This window comes from Enterobacter sp. NFIX59, from assembly GCF_900113755.1.
GTDB classification, from domain to species: domain Bacteria; phylum Pseudomonadota; class Gammaproteobacteria; order Enterobacterales; family Enterobacteriaceae; genus Enterobacter; species Enterobacter pseudoroggenkampii.
This window is the reverse complement of the sequence record NZ_FOQN01000001.1, coordinates 720,307-736,904: the sequence shown is the minus strand read 5'-3', so window position 1 is coordinate 736,904 and position 16,598 is coordinate 720,307. Positions and strand designations below refer to the sequence as shown.

General features: G+C 53.7%; 16 protein-coding genes. 10 read left to right on the top strand and 6 right to left on the bottom strand.

Features of this window, described 5'->3' with window-relative positions; all coding sequences use genetic code 11:
• Positions 1–65 precede the first annotated feature (65 nt).
• The 3 genes from BM007_RS03515 (at position 66) to BM007_RS03505 (ending at position 3,809) form a co-directional block, all read left to right on the top strand.
• Entirely contained in the window at positions 66–3,122 is a 3,057-nt protein-coding gene (locus tag BM007_RS03515) for a D-2-hydroxyglutarate dehydrogenase YdiJ (RefSeq protein WP_090417282.1), read from the top strand.
• On the top strand, positions 3,119–3,529 hold the full coding sequence (gene menI, locus BM007_RS03510; protein ID WP_023311321.1) for a 1,4-dihydroxy-2-naphthoyl-CoA hydrolase: 411 nt from the start codon (positions 3,119–3,121) through the stop codon (positions 3,527–3,529). The genes BM007_RS03515 and menI overlap by 4 nt, the downstream gene beginning before the upstream one ends.
• A gap of 85 nt (positions 3,530–3,614) precedes the next feature.
• Positions 3,615–3,809 carry a YdiH family protein gene (locus BM007_RS03505; RefSeq protein WP_003857766.1) on the top strand — a complete coding sequence of 65 codons (195 nt, stop codon included), beginning with the start codon at positions 3,615–3,617 and terminating at the stop codon, positions 3,807–3,809.
• Between the two features lie 50 nt (positions 3,810–3,859).
• Here the strand turns inward: BM007_RS03505 and BM007_RS03500 are convergent, their stop codons facing one another.
• Both BM007_RS03500 and BM007_RS03495 read right to left on the bottom strand, forming a co-directional pair.
• Positions 3,860–4,489 carry a helix-turn-helix domain-containing protein gene (locus BM007_RS03500; protein ID WP_090417278.1) on the bottom strand — a complete coding sequence of 210 codons (630 nt, stop codon included), beginning with the start codon at positions 4,487–4,489 and terminating at the stop codon, positions 3,860–3,862.
• A 69-nt stretch (positions 4,490–4,558) separates the two neighbouring features.
• On the bottom strand, positions 4,559–5,218 hold the full coding sequence (locus tag BM007_RS03495) for a winged helix-turn-helix transcriptional regulator (protein WP_090417276.1): 660 nt from the start codon (positions 5,216–5,218) through the stop codon (positions 4,559–4,561).
• 417 nt (positions 5,219–5,635) lie between these two features.
• On the opposite strand from BM007_RS03495, the gene BM007_RS03490 reads away from it, so the two are divergent.
• The 6 genes from BM007_RS03490 to BM007_RS03465 all read left to right on the top strand — a co-directional run bounded on the left by BM007_RS03490 (position 5,636) and on the right by BM007_RS03465 (position 11,672).
• Positions 5,636–6,166 carry a fimbrial protein gene (locus tag BM007_RS03490; protein WP_024909406.1) on the top strand — a complete coding sequence of 177 codons (531 nt, stop codon included), beginning with the start codon at positions 5,636–5,638 and terminating at the stop codon, positions 6,164–6,166.
• A gap of 79 nt (positions 6,167–6,245) precedes the next feature.
• A complete protein-coding gene (locus BM007_RS03485; protein WP_090417274.1) occupies positions 6,246–6,923 on the top strand; it encodes a fimbrial biogenesis chaperone in 678 nt (225 codons plus the stop codon).
• Between the two features lie 44 nt (positions 6,924–6,967).
• Positions 6,968–9,496, top strand: a complete 2,529-nt coding sequence (locus BM007_RS03480; RefSeq protein WP_090418210.1) for a fimbria/pilus outer membrane usher protein — start codon at positions 6,968–6,970, stop codon at positions 9,494–9,496.
• 11 nt (positions 9,497–9,507) lie between these two features.
• Positions 9,508–10,455, top strand: coding sequence for a fimbrial protein (locus BM007_RS03475; protein ID WP_048991562.1), 948 nt, complete (start codon positions 9,508–9,510; stop codon positions 10,453–10,455).
• Between the two features lie 11 nt (positions 10,456–10,466).
• Positions 10,467–10,979: a fimbrial protein gene (locus tag BM007_RS03470; RefSeq protein WP_090417272.1), complete on the top strand. Its 513-nt coding sequence runs from the start codon at positions 10,467–10,469 to the stop codon at positions 10,977–10,979.
• Between the two features lie 51 nt (positions 10,980–11,030).
• Positions 11,031–11,672, top strand: a complete 642-nt coding sequence (locus BM007_RS03465) for a LuxR C-terminal-related transcriptional regulator (protein ID WP_024909401.1) — start codon at positions 11,031–11,033, stop codon at positions 11,670–11,672.
• Positions 11,673–11,738: 66 nt separating this feature from the next.
• Here BM007_RS03465 and fdhF read toward each other — a convergent pair whose 3' ends face one another.
• From fdhF to ycgZ, 4 genes are all read right to left on the bottom strand, one after another.
• The gene (fdhF, locus tag BM007_RS03460) at positions 11,739–13,889 is read right to left on the bottom strand and encodes a formate dehydrogenase subunit alpha (protein WP_090417270.1); all 2,151 of its coding nucleotides are present in this window, start codon (positions 13,887–13,889) and stop codon (positions 11,739–11,741) included.
• A 190-nt stretch (positions 13,890–14,079) separates the two neighbouring features.
• Positions 14,080–14,358: a biofilm development regulator YmgB/AriR family protein gene (locus BM007_RS03455; RefSeq protein WP_023617825.1), complete on the bottom strand. Its 279-nt coding sequence runs from the start codon at positions 14,356–14,358 to the stop codon at positions 14,080–14,082.
• Positions 14,359–14,387: 29 nt separating this feature from the next.
• Positions 14,388–14,708 carry a hypothetical protein gene (locus tag BM007_RS03450; RefSeq protein ID WP_032650984.1) on the bottom strand — a complete coding sequence of 107 codons (321 nt, stop codon included), beginning with the start codon at positions 14,706–14,708 and terminating at the stop codon, positions 14,388–14,390.
• Between the two features lie 4 nt (positions 14,709–14,712).
• Positions 14,713–14,952, bottom strand: a complete 240-nt coding sequence (gene ycgZ / locus BM007_RS03445) for a regulatory protein YcgZ (RefSeq protein ID WP_024909397.1) — start codon at positions 14,950–14,952, stop codon at positions 14,713–14,715.
• A 338-nt stretch (positions 14,953–15,290) separates the two neighbouring features.
• Here ycgZ and BM007_RS03440 point away from each other — a divergent pair, with 338 nt between their 5' ends.
• Positions 15,291–16,514, top strand: coding sequence for a diguanylate phosphodiesterase (locus tag BM007_RS03440; protein ID WP_090417268.1), 1,224 nt, complete (start codon positions 15,291–15,293; stop codon positions 16,512–16,514).
• The last annotated feature ends 84 nt before the right edge of the window (positions 16,515–16,598 follow it).

Sequence of the window (16,598 nt, the reverse complement as noted above, 5' to 3'; positions counted from 1 at the left end):
AATGTGATAAAACTTTTAAGATACACGCAAACGATTTCATACAACTCTAATTAGGGTCGACAGTCATGATCCCACAGATTTCTCAGGCACCTGGCGTCGTTCAGCTGGTGCTTAATTTTTTGCAAGCACTGGAGCAACAGGGTTTTACAGGTGATACCGCCACGAACTATGCCGACAGGCTGACGATGGCGACCGATAACAGTATTTACCAGCTTCTTCCCGATGCCGTGGTTTTCCCTCGTTCAACGGCCGACGTGGCGCTTATCGCCCGGCTGGCGACGCAGGAGCGCTTTGCTTCACTGGTCTTTACGCCGCGCGGCGGCGGCACCGGGACCAATGGTCAGGCGCTGAATCAGGGCATCATTGTTGATATGTCGCGCTATATGAACCGCATCATTGAGATCAACCCGGAAGAGGGGTGGGTGCGGGTCGAAGCGGGCGTTATCAAAGATCAGCTTAATCAGTATCTCAAGCCTTACGGCTACTTTTTCGCCCCGGAGCTTTCCACCAGTAACCGCGCGACCCTTGGCGGGATGATCAACACGGATGCCTCCGGTCAGGGCTCGCTGGTCTACGGTAAAACCTCCGATCACGTGCTGGGCGTGCGTGCCGTTCTGCTGGGCGGCGATATCCTCGATACCCAGCCGATGCCGGTCGAACTGGCGGAAACGCTGGGTAAAGATAACACCGCCAGCGGACGCATCTATCGTACCGTGCTGGAACGCTGCCGCGACAACCGCCAGCTTATCCTCGATAAGTTCCCCAAACTAAACCGCTTCCTAACCGGGTACGACCTGCGTCACGTCTTTAACGACGACCTGACCCAGTTTGATTTAACCCGCGTGCTGACCGGTTCCGAAGGGACGCTGGCTTTTATCACCGAGGCGCGGCTGGATATCACCCGCTTGCCGAAGGTGCGTCGTCTGGTGAACGTGAAATATGACTCCTTCGACTCTGCGCTGCGCAATGCGCCGTTTATGGTGGAAGCGAAAGCGCTGTCGGTGGAAACGGTCGACTCCAAAGTGCTTAATCTGGCCAGGGAAGACATTGTCTGGCACTCCGTCAGCGAGCTGATTACCGACGTGCCGGATAAAGAGATGCTCGGTCTCAATATCGTGGAGTTTGCCGGCGATGATGCGGAGCTGATTGAGCGCCAGGTCACCACGCTCTGCCAGCGTCTGGACGAGCTGATTGCGCAGGGTCAGGGCGGCGTGATCGGCTGGCAGCTTTGTAACGATCTGGCCGGGATTGAGCGTATCTATGGGATGCGTAAAAAAGCCGTGGGCCTGCTCGGCAATGCGAAAGGGGCGGCGAAGCCGATTCCCTTTGCCGAAGATACCTGCGTGCCGCCTGAACATTTGGCGGATTATATCGTCGAGTTTCGCGCCCTGCTGGACAGCCACGGCCTGAGCTATGGCATGTTCGGCCACGTCGATGCCGGGGTACTGCACGTGCGTCCTGCATTGGATATGTGCGACCCGCAGCAGGAGATCCTGATGAAGCAGATCTCCGACGACGTGGTGGCCTTAACCGCCAAATACGGCGGTCTGCTCTGGGGAGAGCACGGGAAAGGGTTCCGCGCGGAATACAGCCCGGCATTCTTCGGCGAACAGCTCTACGCGGAGCTGCGCAAGGTGAAAGCGGCTTTCGACCCGCATAACCGCCTCAACCCGGGTAAAATCTGCCCGCCTGAAGGCGTGGACGCGCCAATGCTGCAGGTGGATGCCGTCAAGCGCGGCACCTACGACAGGCAGATCCCGATTGCGGTGCGCTCCTCCTGGCGCGGCGCGATGGAGTGCAACGGCAACGGCCTGTGCTTCAACTTTGATGTGAAGAGCCCGATGTGCCCGTCGATGAAAATCACCAGCAACCGTATCCACTCGCCAAAAGGGCGGGCGACGCTGGTGCGCGAGTGGCTGCGTCTGCTGGCCGACCGCGGGGTGGATCCGCTGAGGCTGGAGCAGGAGCTGCCGGAAAAACGGGCTAGCCTGCGTTCGCTGATTGAGCGCACCCGCAACAGCTGGCATGCCAACAAGGGCGAGTATGATTTCTCCCATGAGGTGAAAGAGGCGATGTCCGGCTGTCTGGCCTGTAAAGCCTGCTCCACCCAGTGCCCGATTAAAATCGATGTGCCGGAATTCCGCTCGCGCTTCCTGCAGCTGTATCACACCCGCTACCTCCGCCCGGTGCGCGACCATCTGGTGGCGACGGTGGAAAGCTACGCGCCGCTGATGGCGCGCGCGCCGAAGACCTTCAACTTCTTTATCAACCAGCCGCTGGTGCGCAAGCTCTCAGAAAAACATATCGGCATGGTCGATCTGCCGCTGCTGTCGGTGCCGTCTCTGCAGCGCCAGCTCGTCGGGCATCGCTCGGCGAACATGACCCTGGAGCAACTGGAGGCACTCACGCCTGAGCAAAAAACGAAGGTGGTGCTGGTGGTGCAGGATCCGTTCACCAGCTACTACGATGCGCAGGTTGTGGCCGATTTCGTCCGTCTGGCGGAGAAAGTGGGTTACCAGCCGGTTGTGCTGCCGTTCTCCCCGAATGGCAAGGCGCAGCACATTAAAGGTTTCCTGAATCGCTTTGCGAAGACCGCGCAGAAAACGTCTGACTTCCTGAATCGCGTGGCGCAACTCGGGATACCGATGGTCGGCGTCGATCCGGCGCTGGTGCTGTGCTATCGCGATGAATACAAGCAGACCCTGGGCGATAAGCGCGGCGACTTCAACGTGATGCTGGTGCACGAGTGGCTGCCGATGGCGCTGGAAGATAAGGCTGTTCAGGATGTCAGTGGTGAACCGTGGTATCTGTTCGGTCACTGTACGGAAGTGACCGCGCTGCCGGGTGCCCCCGCGCAGTGGGCGTCTGTCTTTGCCCGCTTCGGTGCGAAGCTGGAGAGCGTCAGCGTCGGCTGCTGCGGGATGGCCGGTACCTACGGACACGAAGTGAAAAACCACGCCAACTCGCTCGGCATCTATGAGCTATCCTGGCATCAGGCGATGCAGCGTTTGCCGCGAAACCGCTGTCTGGCGACGGGTTACTCCTGCCGCAGCCAGGTAAAACGGGTAGAAGGCAACGGTGTACGTCACCCATTGCAGGCTTTACTGGAGATAATTGGATGATCTGGAAACGTGCCGTGACGCTGCAGGCGCTGAACGCCATGGGCGAGGGGAATATGGTGGGGCTGCTGGATATCCAGTTTATCCGCATTGGCGACGATGAGATTGAGGCCACCATGCCCGTCGATAGCCGCACCCACCAGCCGTTTGGTTTATTGCACGGCGGAGCGTCCGTCGTGCTGGCCGAAACGCTGGGCTCGGTGGCGGGGTATCTCTGCACCGAAGGGGAGCAGAAGGTTGTCGGACTTGAGGTGAATGCTAACCACATTCGCTCGGTGCGCAGCGGACGCGTGCGCGGTGTTTGCCGCGCGCTGCACGCCGGAAGCCGCCATCAGGTGTGGCAAATAGATATCCTCGATGAGCAGGATCGCCTGTGCTGCTCGTCGCGGCTGACCACGGCGGTTGTGTAAAGTTTTCAGATGTCTTGCCTTTGGTCAAAAACTAGCCAGTACGTTGTGGTATACTGGTCAGGTTTTGTACATAAGCGAGGACATCATGGATACTGAAATAACCCCAACACAGCTGGCAATTGAATATTTACGTCGCGATAAGAGCAACCTGTCTCCGGCGCAGTACCTGAAAAAGCTGAAACAGCTTGAGCTGGAATTTACAGATTTGCTGGCGCTCTCTTCAAATGAGCTGAAAGAAGAGATCTACTTTGCCTGGCGGTTGGGCGTTCACGTCCATTGAGTACATGAGAATCAAAGGGCCGCGAATGCGGCCTTTTTTGTGTCTGACATTCAGTATCGGGCGGGGAGTTTATTGATTTTGATGAGCCTGCCTTCTTCCATTTCGATGAATCCGCCGGTTTTTAAATCCGCCAGAATGCGCATCACGCCGCTGCGGGAGAGCTGGGTTTTCTCTCTGATATACCTTTCCGCCGTCACGCTGAGCCGATAACTCTCATCTTCCTCCATCAGCTTGACCAGCTGCTGGCGAATCATCTCATACGCCGTCGGCGCGCCCTGCGGCATCACGTTGTTATAAAGACGGCTATACACAAAGATGAGCTGCTTAGAAAGCAGTCCCCATAGCGCCTTCTCTTTGATAATTTCATTCACCCGCTCGGTGGTGAGCGTCCCTATCAGACAAGGGCTGACGGTCTTAATATAATCATTGAAATAGATGTCGGTCAGGTTGGCGAGGCCGAACACGGCCGGACTGCGAGCCGTAGACAGCATCATGTCATCGCTTCTTCTGTAGATGGCGATGGTTCCTTCGAGAATTAAATAGCACATGCCCTGACCGTTAATTTGCAGGTCCAGTCGCTCGCCGCGGGCGCTATGTCGTGTTGTGCAATCAGGCAACAGGTGTGAAATAAGCTCTTGCGCGTAGGGAGAACCCCGTTGAGACTTTTCTGGAAGGGACATGGCAGCCGACAACCTTAAAAATAACCTGGCTAATTATAGCGCTTCTCCCGGGTACAGGCACGCTGGCTATCAATATTTTCGCGGCAGATGATGAATGTCAAGCAGCACCCCACGTTCCATGGTGATGTACTTCCCGGTCCGCAGTTCTGCCAGAATACGCATAATTCCGCTACGTGAAAGATAGGTCCTGCTTTTGATGTACGCGGCGGCCGTCGTATTTTTCCGTATGGCATCGGGCTCCTGCATGAGTTCAACAAGCTGGAAGCGAATGATGTCGTAGGCAGACATTTGCGATATTTGCGCGCAGTGCTCATACACCCGTGAGGCCGTATAAATCAGCAGCTTTGAAAAGTGCTCCCATAAATCCTGCTGCGCAACAATCTGATTAAACGTCTCCAGCGACACGCGGGCGATTTCTGCCGTCTCCAGGGCCCTGACATAGAGATGCTCCGAAGAAAATTGACTGCTGACGCCAAGAATAAAAGGCGCTGATTCAGAGTTTAAAACAATGCCGTCGCCGCGACGATGAAGCGCCACGCTTCCCTGGAGAAGTAAAAAACACTGGCGCACATCATCTTTATAATAATGTACGGTTTCTCCCCGACAGATGACCATTCTGTCCGCAGCAGGTAGCACTGATTTAATCAGGGTATCTATATGGATAAACGGTTTTAAACCCAGAACGGTTGATTCGTGGTTATTCAATGGCGTGGTTAAACGCGTATTCATAAGATACCTCACAGCGACTACGGGTCTGATCGTTTTTTGATCTGCCTGGAGAATTATCTTAAAAATGAAGGAGTCAGGGAATATTTCGGCAAGGTCCAAAAGTAGACCGTTGAGCATCTGATATCTAACCCCTTGAATGAAAACATAAAGACGATCAAGTCTACTAATAGACCAGGAAATAAGACGTAAGCGTATCCTGAAAGAATTGTTGAAATTACGTTAAATCAGAGTCTACAGCTAGACCATCAAAAAGTTGTATTCACCAAAATGATTATATAAATTTTAATCAGCCAGTCAGAAAAACCTTATAGCGTTAATTAAAAAGAAGATGAATCCACTGTGATTTATTTATCAACTTTCTGCTGCGTACGTTTTAATAATAAATAAAGTTATCCCGTAAACAGGAAAATGAAGATTATGAAAAAGAACATTATTTTAGCGATGGTTGCGACAGGTTCTGCCTTGATGATGAGCAATGCACTCGCTGCTGCAGGAACCGTTAATTTTAACGGTAACATCCTGGATTCTGCCTGCGATGTCGCGGTTGCTTCTCAAAATCAGGTGGTGGTATTAGGCGATTACAATAAAACAGAATTTCCAGCAACAGGATCCCGCACTGCGGCAACGAAATTCGATATCGTCCTGAAGAACTGCCCGGTTACGGTCAACAGTGCCAAAGTCCGTTTTGACGGTACGCCCGATCTGACTAACGCCGATCTGCTTGCTATTGATACCTCCGTCGCCGGAGCGGCAACGGGTGTTGCTATTAATTTGATGACCGCTGATAAAGCGGATCTGCCGTTGCACGGCAGTAACAGCTATAGCTATGTGCTAAGCAGCACCGCCGATAATACGCTGAATTTCTACGCGCAGTATATTTCAACGGCTGCATCGGTGACGGCCGGTCCTGCAAACTCCGTGGCAAATTTCTCCGTTGTTTATAACTAGTCATTAAGCAGAACACGAGTTGGTTCCATGACGTTCTGCGTGGGGGCAGTCTCTGCCCCCGTGTTTCAAGAGGTGTAACATGCATTTTATTAGCAAGGCCCTGCTCATATCGGCCGCCCTGACAGCATCGTTTTCGAACGCTTATGCCGGGGTCATTATTGGCGGTACCCGCGTTATTTTTGATGGTGGGAAAAAAGAGGCATCAATCAGTATCAATAATGCTGATAGCGTGCCTTATTTAATCCAGTCCTGGGTTGACATGCCAGAGGGTAATGCTAATAAAGCACCTTTTATTGTAACGCCGCCTTTATATCGACTGGATGGCGGGCAGCAAAACATTGAACGTATTTTACTCTCGGGTTCACTACCCCAGGATAAAGAAAGTCTTTTCTGGCTGAATATTAAAGCCATACCGTCTGCCTCAAAACAGGAAAACTCACTGCAAATTGCTGTCAAAACGCGCATCAAGCTTATTTATCGCCCGTCAGGTCTGAAGGGAACAACGCCGGAAGAACAAGCGAATAAATTAACCTGGTCGCGTAGCGGGAATAAGCTCATGGTCACCAATCCAACGCAATATGTCATCAACTTTAATGAAATAAGCGTCGGTGATAAAAAACTGGATGAGGTCTCCTGGGTGGCACCGGGTGCAACGGCGGTATTTAGCTTACCCGCAGGTGCCAATGGTAGCCACATTTCATTCAAAGTCATTAATGATTACGGCAGCCCCGGAAGAATGTATCAGGCCAGCTTTTAATTCATCAAAAGCGGCGATCCTCATAGCAGGTCAGGTTAATGATGATGGCAACGAAAACTAAAAAAATGCAGCCTGCGCGTCTGGCGATCTGTATCGCCTTTGCGCTGGTAAATGCAATGCAGACTGTTTATGCCCGTGATTCGTTCAACGCCGAGTTGGTTGAACTGGACAATCCGGGCACGGGTAAAGCTGATTTATCTGCTTTTGAATCAGGTTCGCAGGCACCAGGGAAATACCACGTTGACATCATCCTTGACGACCAACTCATCGAGACCAGCGATATTGATTTTACCGCAGTAAAAAGTGGGGAAGAGGGCGATAGCCTTAAGCCTTGTCTGAGTATTGAACAGCTCAACAGATGGGGCGTCAAAACCGCGCTTTTTCCCGACTTAGCCAGTAAGGACGCGTCCTGTGTCAACCTTCAGGCTATTCCTCACGCCAGCACGGATTTTCAGTTTGCCGCGCAGCGACTGATCGTCAGCATTCCTCAGGCCGCCATTGATATGCCGGCACGCGGGTATGTCTCGCCAGCGCTATGGGATGAAGGGATCGCCGCCGCCATGTTGAATTACAGCCTGAGCGGCGCAAACAGCCGGGCAAAACAAAACGGCAGTAAAAACAGCAACAGTCAATATGCCAACCTGCGCCCGGGTCTCAACGTTGGACCGTGGCGACTGCGAAATTACACCACCTGGTCGCGGGATGAAACCGGTCAGGACAAATGGGATACCGTCTACACCTATGCGCAGCGGGCCATTATTCCGCTCAAAGCGCAGCTCACCCTGGGGGATAGCTCCGCGCCAGCCGACGTGTTCGACAGTATGCCGTTTCGCGGCGGACAGCTGGCTTCGGATGATGACATGCTCCCGGATTCGCTGAAAGGCTATGCACCCGTGGTGCGGGGGATCGCGCGCACCAATGCCCAGGTGGTGGTGCGGCAGAACGGCTATCAGATTTATCAGACCTACGTGGCGCCAGGCGCTTTTGAGATTACCGATATGTACCCCACGGGCGGCGCAGGGGATCTGGACGTCACCGTTAAAGAGGCTGATGGCAGTGAGCAACATTTCACTCTCCCGTACGCGTCATTACCGGTTTTACAGCGCGAAGGACGGCTCAAGTATTCAGTAACCGGAGGACAATACCGTTCTTATAACGGCAGCGTCGATAAGACACCTTTCGGGCAAATCACCGGGATCTATGGTCTGCCGTATGGGCTAACGCTGTATGGCGGGCTGCAGGAGTCGAGCAAATATCAGTCGATCGCCACCGGGCTTGGAAAAAACATGGGTGATTTCGGCGCGATTTCTGCGGACATGTCCCAGGCCTGGTCCACCCCGCAGGGCGGTGAGAAATCCAATGGCCAGTCCTGGCGTGCACGATACAGCAAAAACATTGTGGGGACCGGAACCCATTTCTCGATTGCGGGTTACCGCTACTCGACCAGTGGTTACTACGGTATGCAGGAGATCCTTGATTCGTACGGTGACAGCTCCGCGCTTCAGGACCGACGCCGAAACCGCGCCGAGCTGACGATGAGCCAGACGCTGGGCGGTAATCTTGGCTCGCTGACGCTGAGCGCGGCCCGTGAAGACTACTGGAATTCGGGTAAAACAATGGCGTCATACAGCCTGGGCTACAACAACTACTGGCACAACATCAGTTACGGACTCACCTGGACCTACAGTAAAAACGGCAGTGCGGGTTCATATGATAACAATAAACGGTACGACAAAGATCAGCTGCTGGCCTTTAACGTCAGTATCCCGCTGGAGACGTTTTTGCCGCAGACCTGGGCTAACTATGGCGTAAGCGCCAGCAAGAATAATGGCACCACCCACAACATCGGCCTGAACGGCGTAGCGCTGGAAAACCACGCCCTGAACTGGAACGTGCAGCAAGGCTTTGGATCGGACGGCGTCGGCTACACGGGCAATCTGAACGGTGATTATAAGGGAACCTACGGCGAAGCGACGGCGGGCTACAGCTACGATAAAAACAGCGAGCGCCTTAATTACGGCCTGCAAGGGGGCATTCTTGCTCACAGAGAGGGGATCACGCTTTCGCAACCCCTGGGCGAGACCAATGTTCTGATTAGCGCGCCGGGCGCACACGGCGTCGATATCCGCAATCAGGCGGGCGTTAAAACGGATTACCGCGGATATACGGTGGTCAGCAATCTCTCCGTATACCGTAAAAATGACATCACCCTTGCCCCGGAAAGTCTGCCGGATGATGTTGAGCTGGATATTAATACCCGGACGGTGACGCCGACGCGTGGAGCGATCGTTTTGGCCGACTATAAGGCGAAGGTGGGGCGGCGGGTGTTATTTAATTTACTGCATAACGGCCAGTTTGTTCCCTTTGGCGCGATGGCAAGCCTTAAGGGCGCCGACGGCAGCAGCGTTATTGTTGGCGATAAAGGCCAGGCTTATCTCACCGGCCTGGATACTCAGGGAACCGTCTTCGTCACGTGGGGAGCGGAAAGCGAACGGCAATGCCGCGCACCTTACGTGCTTTCCCCGCAGCCGTCGGCGGGGGGAATTACCGAAATTAACGTCAATTGTCTTTAGGGTTTTTTAACATGCGCTTAATTAACATCATATTCCTGCTGTGTATCGCAGCAGGCTGGAACAGTGCTCATGCAGGAACCTGCACGACGATTACGCCGCAGGAATCAACTTTGTCCATCGGCACCATTACGGTTCAACGTGACGTGGCAGTTGGAACCGTATTATTTTCGCGAAACGCGACAATAACCGGTTCCTATTTAACGGGGTGTGCCAATCCATTAATGCTGGGTTTTAGCATGCGGTATTTGAATGCGACACCGAGTGCTTACGGTAATCATGTTTATGACACGAATGTAAACGGTATAGGCGTGCGTTTTTCGTCGGGTAATTATTTTGAAAACCCGGCCAATACCTTTTCCTATAATGCGCAGGCAAGTTATGTCGAATGGTGGGGCGGTAAAATAGAACTTATCGTTACCGGACCGGTCTCGTCGGGGTCGCTGACGCCGGGCGTGCTGGGGGTAGTGATGCTGCAGGGCAGTGACGGCGTTTACCGTGATGGCCTGACGACCACCCTGCTGGGCGGAACCATTAATGTACTGGCCTGCAATATTACAACACCGCAACTGACATTTCCGATAGGCGATATTTCTGCCGCGCTTTTTGGCTCAACGATAGGCACCACACCGGCTGGCGCTCAAAATACGCAAAATCTCGGGCTTAACTGCGATGCGGGGGCTAACGTCAACGTATCACTCAGCGGCATTCAGAATCCTGACGTTGCAACACCCAGCGTGCTCGCGCTTACGGGGCAGGGTAATACCGGTACGGCGAAAGGGGTTGGCGTTCAGTTGCTCTATAACGGTACACCGCTCACTCTCAATGCGCGTTTGCCGCTGAAGCTTGCGGCAGGGGGGCAGGAAGCGTTCCCATTAACGGCGCGTTATTACCAGACGCAAACGACGGTAGAACCCGGTACCGCAAATGCGTCAGCAACCTTAAATTTGACCTACCAGTAAAGGGGATGACGATGCATATAATGCGCACGGCAGCGTTCATCGCGGCAGTAATAAGCGGCAATGTTATTGCAGCGGATAGCGTTAACGTCAGCGTCGCTGGCAATATTATTGCCTCTCCCTGCGTATTCAATGGGGGCAATACCAGTCTGGATATTAACCTCGGCAATATTCAGGCATCCAATATGGCCACGCCGGGGTCGACATCCGATCCTGTGTTTTTTAGCCTGCCGTTTACCCAGTGTCCGGCAGGCACGCGCAGCGTTACGGTCTCCTTTACCGGCAACCCCGATCCCGTCTTGGGGGCGAGTTACTACATGAACAGCGGTTCGGCCACGAACGTCGCGATTGCGATGAGCGAGGCCGCAACCGGTGCGTTAAAGGGCACAGGGACAAGCATTACGCAGACTATTGCGTCAGACAGAACCGCGACGATGGTCATGCAGGCATCAGTCAAATCTGTCACCGGCGGTGCGACGCCGGGGAGCATCAGTGCCGTCGTGGTCATGACGATGCAATACAACTGATCGGCACGCGCGTTGGTTGTCCTTATTGATATGCAGATGTTGGTAATTGATATGTTGAATATCCTGATTAAAGAACCGGATTCTTTTTTTAAAAATGGCCTGCAATATTTTCTTGTGGATTTTTTCCTGCATAATTTCAGGCATCACATTCATTTTGACACTGAGCTTACTTATGACAGCGTCAGTGCCGCGGATATTATTATTCTCGCTCTATGCCCCGGGGAAACGCTGACCTGTGTTCCTGAATTGAAAGCGCGAAAAAAAGGGATTGTGATTGGGCTGGTGGACGATGAGCGGCGTTTTTCCGCTTTTACATCCTGTTTTCAGGATATCATTTTTATCTCCCGCCGCGCCCCGCTTGGTCAGGTTAGCGAGATGCTTTTTATTGCATGGTACCGGACGCAACTGCCGGGATATCGCTGGCAGCATAACGGCTGTTTCGAGTGCCAGCATAAAATACTTTCGCCGCAGCAGATCCGCGTCACGGTGAATTTTTACAGAGGATTCTCGGTAGGGCAGATTGCTGATGTACTCAGGACGAGTGATAAAACGATATTTACGCATAAGTATTTGCTGATGCAAAAATTCGATCTGCGCAGTGATTATGAGCTTATGGCGCTCATTCACAGGATGGTCGAAAAAAATGCCTACCCGAACAAATTGCGTGACCATCTGATCGGTTTCGACGGATGAGCGGAAGAGACGGTGGGACTGTAGTCGTTTAGTTGCCGGGTGGCAGTGACGCCACCCGACATTTCTTTAGACATTCACCGCGTTAATCAGCCGCGACTTCATGGACTGATACGCCGACGCGGCATAGTCCTCCGCCCAGCGCTGGTCCTCAATCGCCTCCAGCTGTACCGCGCAGTACTTCGTTTCCGGCGTTTTGGAGATGGGATCGAGATTATCCTGGGTCAGCTCGTTGCAGGCGCCAATCCACCACTGATAGGTCATATAAACCGCGCCCTTGTTGATACGCTCGCTGATGCTGGCGCGGGTAATCACTTTACCGCGACGTGAACGTACCCAGACCAGTTGACCCTCCTTGATGCCCAGTTTTTCCGCATCGGCAGGGTGCATTTGCACCCGGCCCGGCTCGTCGGCCAGACTCTGCAGCGCAGCGCAGTTCCCGGTCATCGAGCGGCAGGAGTAGTGTCCCACCTCGCGTACCGTACACAGCACCAGCGGGAAATCTTCATCCGGGGTTTCCGCCGGCGCGCGCCACGGTGCGGCAAAGAGCTGTCCTTTACCGGTTGGGGTATCGAACTGATTGTCTTTGTACAGGTAAGGCGTGCCCGGATGATCCAGCGTCGGGCACGGCCACTGCACGTGGCCCATCTCGCCCATTTTTTCATACGTCACGCCGAAGAAGAGCGGGCACAGCTCGCGCATCTCATCCCAGATCTGCTGGTCGGAGTCATAATGCATCGGGTAGCCCATCTCGGTGGCGAGCAGGCTGATGATCTCCCAGTCGCGCTTCACGTTGCCGCTGGCTTCGATGGCTTTGCCGAAACGCTGGAACCCGCGATCGGCACAGGTAAAGACGCCACCGTGTTCACCCCAGGAAGTGGCAGGGAGCAGAACGTCCGCCACTTCTGCCGTTTTGGTCATAAAGATGTCCTGAACCACAACAAAGTCGAGCGCCTCAAAACCGCTGCGAACGAGACCGAGATCGGCCTCGGTCTGAAGCGGATCTTCCCCCATGATGTAGTAGGCCTTGACCTTACCTTCCAGCGCCAGATGAGGCACCTCGGTAATGCGCGTCCCGACGCGATCGTCCATTTTATTGACGTCAATCCCCCAGGCGTCGGCGAACTTCTGCCTGACCGCCGGATCGGTCACATCCTGATAGCCGGGGAACATATTCGGCAGCACGCCCATGTCGCAGGCACCCTGGACGTTATTTTGACCGCGTACCGGCCCGACGCCGACGGCAGGGCGACCGAGATTACCGGTCAGCAGCGCCAGGCTGGAAAGCCCTCTGACCACATCCACAGCCTGACCAAACTGGGTCACGCCCATACCCCACATCACGGTGGCGGAAGGGGCCGCCGCGAAGGTGCGCATCGCCTGGCGAACGTCGCGGGCGGGAATGCCGGTAAGATGCTCAACCTTCTCCGGCGCATAGTCTTTCACCGTCTGGCGGTAGGCCTCAAGCCCCTCCGTAAAGCGCGCCACGTAGCTTTTGTCGTATAACTCCTCTTCCAGCAGCACGTAGCCGAAGGCGTTCACCAGCGCCATGTTGCTGCCGTTTTTCAGCTGCAGATGCTGGTCGGCGATGCGCGCCGTTTCGATGCGCCGCGGATCGCAAACGATAATTTTCGCGCCGTTTTCACGCGCTTTCAGCACGCGCCGGGCGACGATAGGGTGGGAGTCCGCGCAGTTATAGCCAAACACCAGCAGACATTTTGAGTTTTCAATATCGTTGATGGAGTTGCTCATGGCGCCGTTGCCGAGCGTTTCCTGTAAACCGGCCACGGAAGGGCCATGACAGACGCGCGCGCAGCAGTCCACGTTGTTGGTGTTCAGCACCGCGCGGGCAAATTTTTGCATCACATAGTTTGTTTCATTGCCGGTTCCGCGGGAGGAGCCGGTGGTCATGATCGACCGGGGCCCGTGCTGCGCTTTAATGCTGGTGAGCCTGTGGGCGGTGTAGCGGATAGCCTCTTCCCAGGTAACGGGGGTGAAAGCCTCGCCTTTGTGGTAGCGGATCATCGGCTGAGTCAGGCGCGGGGTGAGCAGACGGGTATCGTTGAGGAAGTCCCAGCCGTAAAAGCCCTTCAGACACAGGGTGCCCTGGTTTGTGACGCCCTCTGCCGCTTCGGCACGGATAATACGGTTATTTTCAACGACAAGGTTTAATTTACAGCCTGCACCACAGTAGGGGCAGACGCTGGCGATCTTTTTCATCAATAACAGACCTGTTAAGAAATGAAGCAAAGTTGACTGGAAAACCCAGTCCCGTAAACGGTGTTAAGCAGGAACCGTGCCAGGTTGGCTTTGCTGGTTTTACAGGGTGTTAAGCGGGAAAGACGCGTGTCATCGTCAGGCCGATCGTCAGTTTTGACGATGACACGTTAGGGGCGTGGCGAGCAGGAACTTAGAGATCGTCCATCGTGTAACCCACCACGATTTCCAGCGTCTTACGAATCACATCCGCCTGAACCACGTCGTTTGTGGCTTCCAGCGTCTGAATGAGCCAGAGGATGATCGCTTTATTGGACAGATGACCTTCGGAGGCCAGAACACAGCGTACTGCAGTAGAAAAAACAGCGGACTCTTCAGCAAAACGATCGCCTGCGTGACGGAAATATTCCGACAGCGCACTGTCTAAAAAAGCAGAATGGTATTCGGGTTGAAGCTGAATATTTTGTCTCATTTGTTCTCACCGTAGCTGTTAAATTGCAGTCAATGTATTTTTTTGGGGTCGGACGGTTTTCCACTTCCAAATAACGGCACTACATTGTCTCGGTTATCGTTGAGAGGTCCCTCTCTGTTCGTTCGTCCTTGCGCGGTTCTGCGACGTGTAAAGGCGATGCTGTTTGAGCCGATATCGGCAATCACCACCGCAAGTGTCTCCCGCCGCCGGGGATCCTTTTCATGCTCTTTCATTACCCGCAGACGCTGCAGCAATCCTTCGGTTGTCACTGGCCCCCGCTCTTTCAGAAGAGAAAGAACGGCTTCACCGATAAGCGTGTCGATCAGTCGGTCTGCGTCACTGCTATTCATCACGTTACCGTTCGAAGAGCAGACCAAGCAGCATATGGTAATGCTCTTCCTCTTCCGGGCCATCGGCCTTTTCGAGGCGGCTGAGCAGTTTGGTACAGAGCGATTTGCGATTAAGGTTTCGCCCGTCGCTGAGAATTTCTACAACCACCTGGCCCAGCGTCTCCTGCTGGGTAGGGAGCGCGGCTTTTTCGAAGTACTGCGCGATTGCTGCTGCGGAATCTGTGGCGTAACCTTTCTGCTGCATGTTTCGCTCCTGTAAAATTTTGTAATCACTAACGTTACAATTAAGGTATACACAATTCCTAAATCTGTACATATAAAATGTACAGATTTTTAATGTTTTTATGATATATTTTATAAATCACTTTATTTTCATTGTGTTACTGAATTGTCATGAATCGGTAATGTGACAGGATATATTGTACAAAAAGGTCGGGCGCTGGTAAGTTATACAATCGAGAAGAACGGTCCCATCAACTGCCGTAAATGATTGAGATGTAAATTATTTGTCAGGCAATTAATGTGCTATAAGTGAAAATTACCCACGTCTACTGTGGCCAAAACCCTAACCCCAGGAAAAGCATGCTCACAACCATCATTTACCGCAGTCATATCTGCGAGGACGTTCCGGTGAAAGCGCTGGAATCAATGGTCGCTGCTGCAAATCGTAAAAATCGGCAATCCAATGTCACGGGGATCTTGCTGTTTAACGGCACACACTTTTTTCAATTGCTTGAAGGGCCGGTGGAGCAGGTTTCTGCTATCTATGAGCAGATCTGCAACGACCCGCGCCACCATAACGTGGTCGAGTTAATGCGCGATCACGGCCCTGTCCGGCGTTTTGGCAACGTGGGCATGGAGCTTTTTGACTTGCGCCACTTCGACCGGGACGAGGTACTGCAGCAGGTGCTCAATAAGGGGACGACACGCTACCAGCTGACGTATAACGACCGCCCTCTGCAGTTTTTCCGCACCTTTGTCGAGGCCACGGAAAAAGCGAACTATTTTGAACTGCCGCCTGCGGACTCATGGGAATTCGTTCGCGAAGAAACGCGCTTGTCCGCGCAGCCTGAGGTGGTCGCGAAGGGGGCGGATTGCAGCTTCGCGTTCCAGCCGATAGTCGATCCGTTTATGCAGCAGGTTGTCTCCTGGGAGGCGCTTCTCCGCACCCCGTCCGGCGACTCGCCGGGGGCCTATTTCGCCAGCCTTCCGCAGGAGGAAGTGTACGCGTCTGATCTGCAAAGCAAGCAGGTGGCACTTTCTATGGCCAGCGCGCTGGGGCTACAGGACCAGACGTTATCCCTGAACCTGCTGCCCATGACGCTGGTAAACATTCCTAACGCCGTGGATTTCCTGCTCACCGCGATTGAAGCTAATGGGTTTGTGCCCGAGCAAATTGTGGTGGAGTTCACCGAGAGCGAAGCTATATCTCGTTTTGATGAATTCACGGATTCGGTCAGGCAGCTAAAAAGTGCGGGTATCAGCGTGACGATCGATCACTTTGGTGCCGGTTTTGCCGGGCTGCAGCTGCTGGCCCAGTTCCAGCCGGACAGAATTAAGATTAATCGCGATTTGGTCGCGAACGTGCATAAAAGTGGCCCTCGTCAGGCCATTATTCAGGCGATTATCAAATGCTGTTCCTCGCTTGAGATCCAGTTCTGCGCGGTGGGCGTAGAGAAGGCGGAAGAGTGGATGTGGCTGGAGTCCGCGGGGATTTCCCAGTTCCAGGGACATCTTTTTGCCAGCCCACGACACGGGGGTATTCCCGCGATTGCGTGGCCGGAGAAAAAGTTCGACTTCGGATAAAGCTGTACACAATCCGGCAGACTTAACTGTACGAACGGCAAATTTTATACAACAATGTATTAACAGGTGGATGGAAAAGAACCC

What these genes read in the sequence shown, in the direction of transcription:
- BM007_RS03515 (WP_090417282.1), top strand. Translation starts at nt 66, where the DNA reads ATGATCCCACAGATTTCTCAGGCACCTGGCGTCGTTCAGCTGGTGCTT.
- menI (WP_023311321.1), top strand. Translation starts at nt 3,119, where the DNA reads ATGATCTGGAAACGTGCCGTGACGCTGCAGGCGCTGAACGCCATGGGC.
- BM007_RS03505 (WP_003857766.1), top strand. Translation starts at nt 3,615, where the DNA reads ATGGATACTGAAATAACCCCAACACAGCTGGCAATTGAATATTTACGT.
- BM007_RS03500 (WP_090417278.1), bottom strand. Translation starts at nt 4,489, where the DNA reads ATGTCCCTTCCAGAAAAGTCTCAACGGGGTTCTCCCTACGCGCAAGAG.
- BM007_RS03495 (WP_090417276.1), bottom strand. Translation starts at nt 5,218, where the DNA reads ATGAATACGCGTTTAACCACGCCATTGAATAACCACGAATCAACCGTT.
- BM007_RS03490 (WP_024909406.1), top strand. Translation starts at nt 5,636, where the DNA reads ATGAAAAAGAACATTATTTTAGCGATGGTTGCGACAGGTTCTGCCTTG.
- BM007_RS03485 (WP_090417274.1), top strand. Translation starts at nt 6,246, where the DNA reads ATGCATTTTATTAGCAAGGCCCTGCTCATATCGGCCGCCCTGACAGCA.
- BM007_RS03480 (WP_090418210.1), top strand. Translation starts at nt 6,968, where the DNA reads ATGGCAACGAAAACTAAAAAAATGCAGCCTGCGCGTCTGGCGATCTGT.
- BM007_RS03475 (WP_048991562.1), top strand. Translation starts at nt 9,508, where the DNA reads ATGCGCTTAATTAACATCATATTCCTGCTGTGTATCGCAGCAGGCTGG.
- BM007_RS03470 (WP_090417272.1), top strand. Translation starts at nt 10,467, where the DNA reads ATGCATATAATGCGCACGGCAGCGTTCATCGCGGCAGTAATAAGCGGC.
- BM007_RS03465 (WP_024909401.1), top strand. Translation starts at nt 11,031, where the DNA reads ATGTTGAATATCCTGATTAAAGAACCGGATTCTTTTTTTAAAAATGGC.
- fdhF (WP_090417270.1), bottom strand. Translation starts at nt 13,889, where the DNA reads ATGAAAAAGATCGCCAGCGTCTGCCCCTACTGTGGTGCAGGCTGTAAA.
- BM007_RS03455 (WP_023617825.1), bottom strand. Translation starts at nt 14,358, where the DNA reads ATGAGACAAAATATTCAGCTTCAACCCGAATACCATTCTGCTTTTTTA.
- BM007_RS03450 (WP_032650984.1), bottom strand. Translation starts at nt 14,708, where the DNA reads ATGAATAGCAGTGACGCAGACCGACTGATCGACACGCTTATCGGTGAA.
- ycgZ (WP_024909397.1), bottom strand. Translation starts at nt 14,952, where the DNA reads ATGCAGCAGAAAGGTTACGCCACAGATTCCGCAGCAGCAATCGCGCAG.
- BM007_RS03440 (WP_090417268.1), top strand. Translation starts at nt 15,291, where the DNA reads ATGCTCACAACCATCATTTACCGCAGTCATATCTGCGAGGACGTTCCG.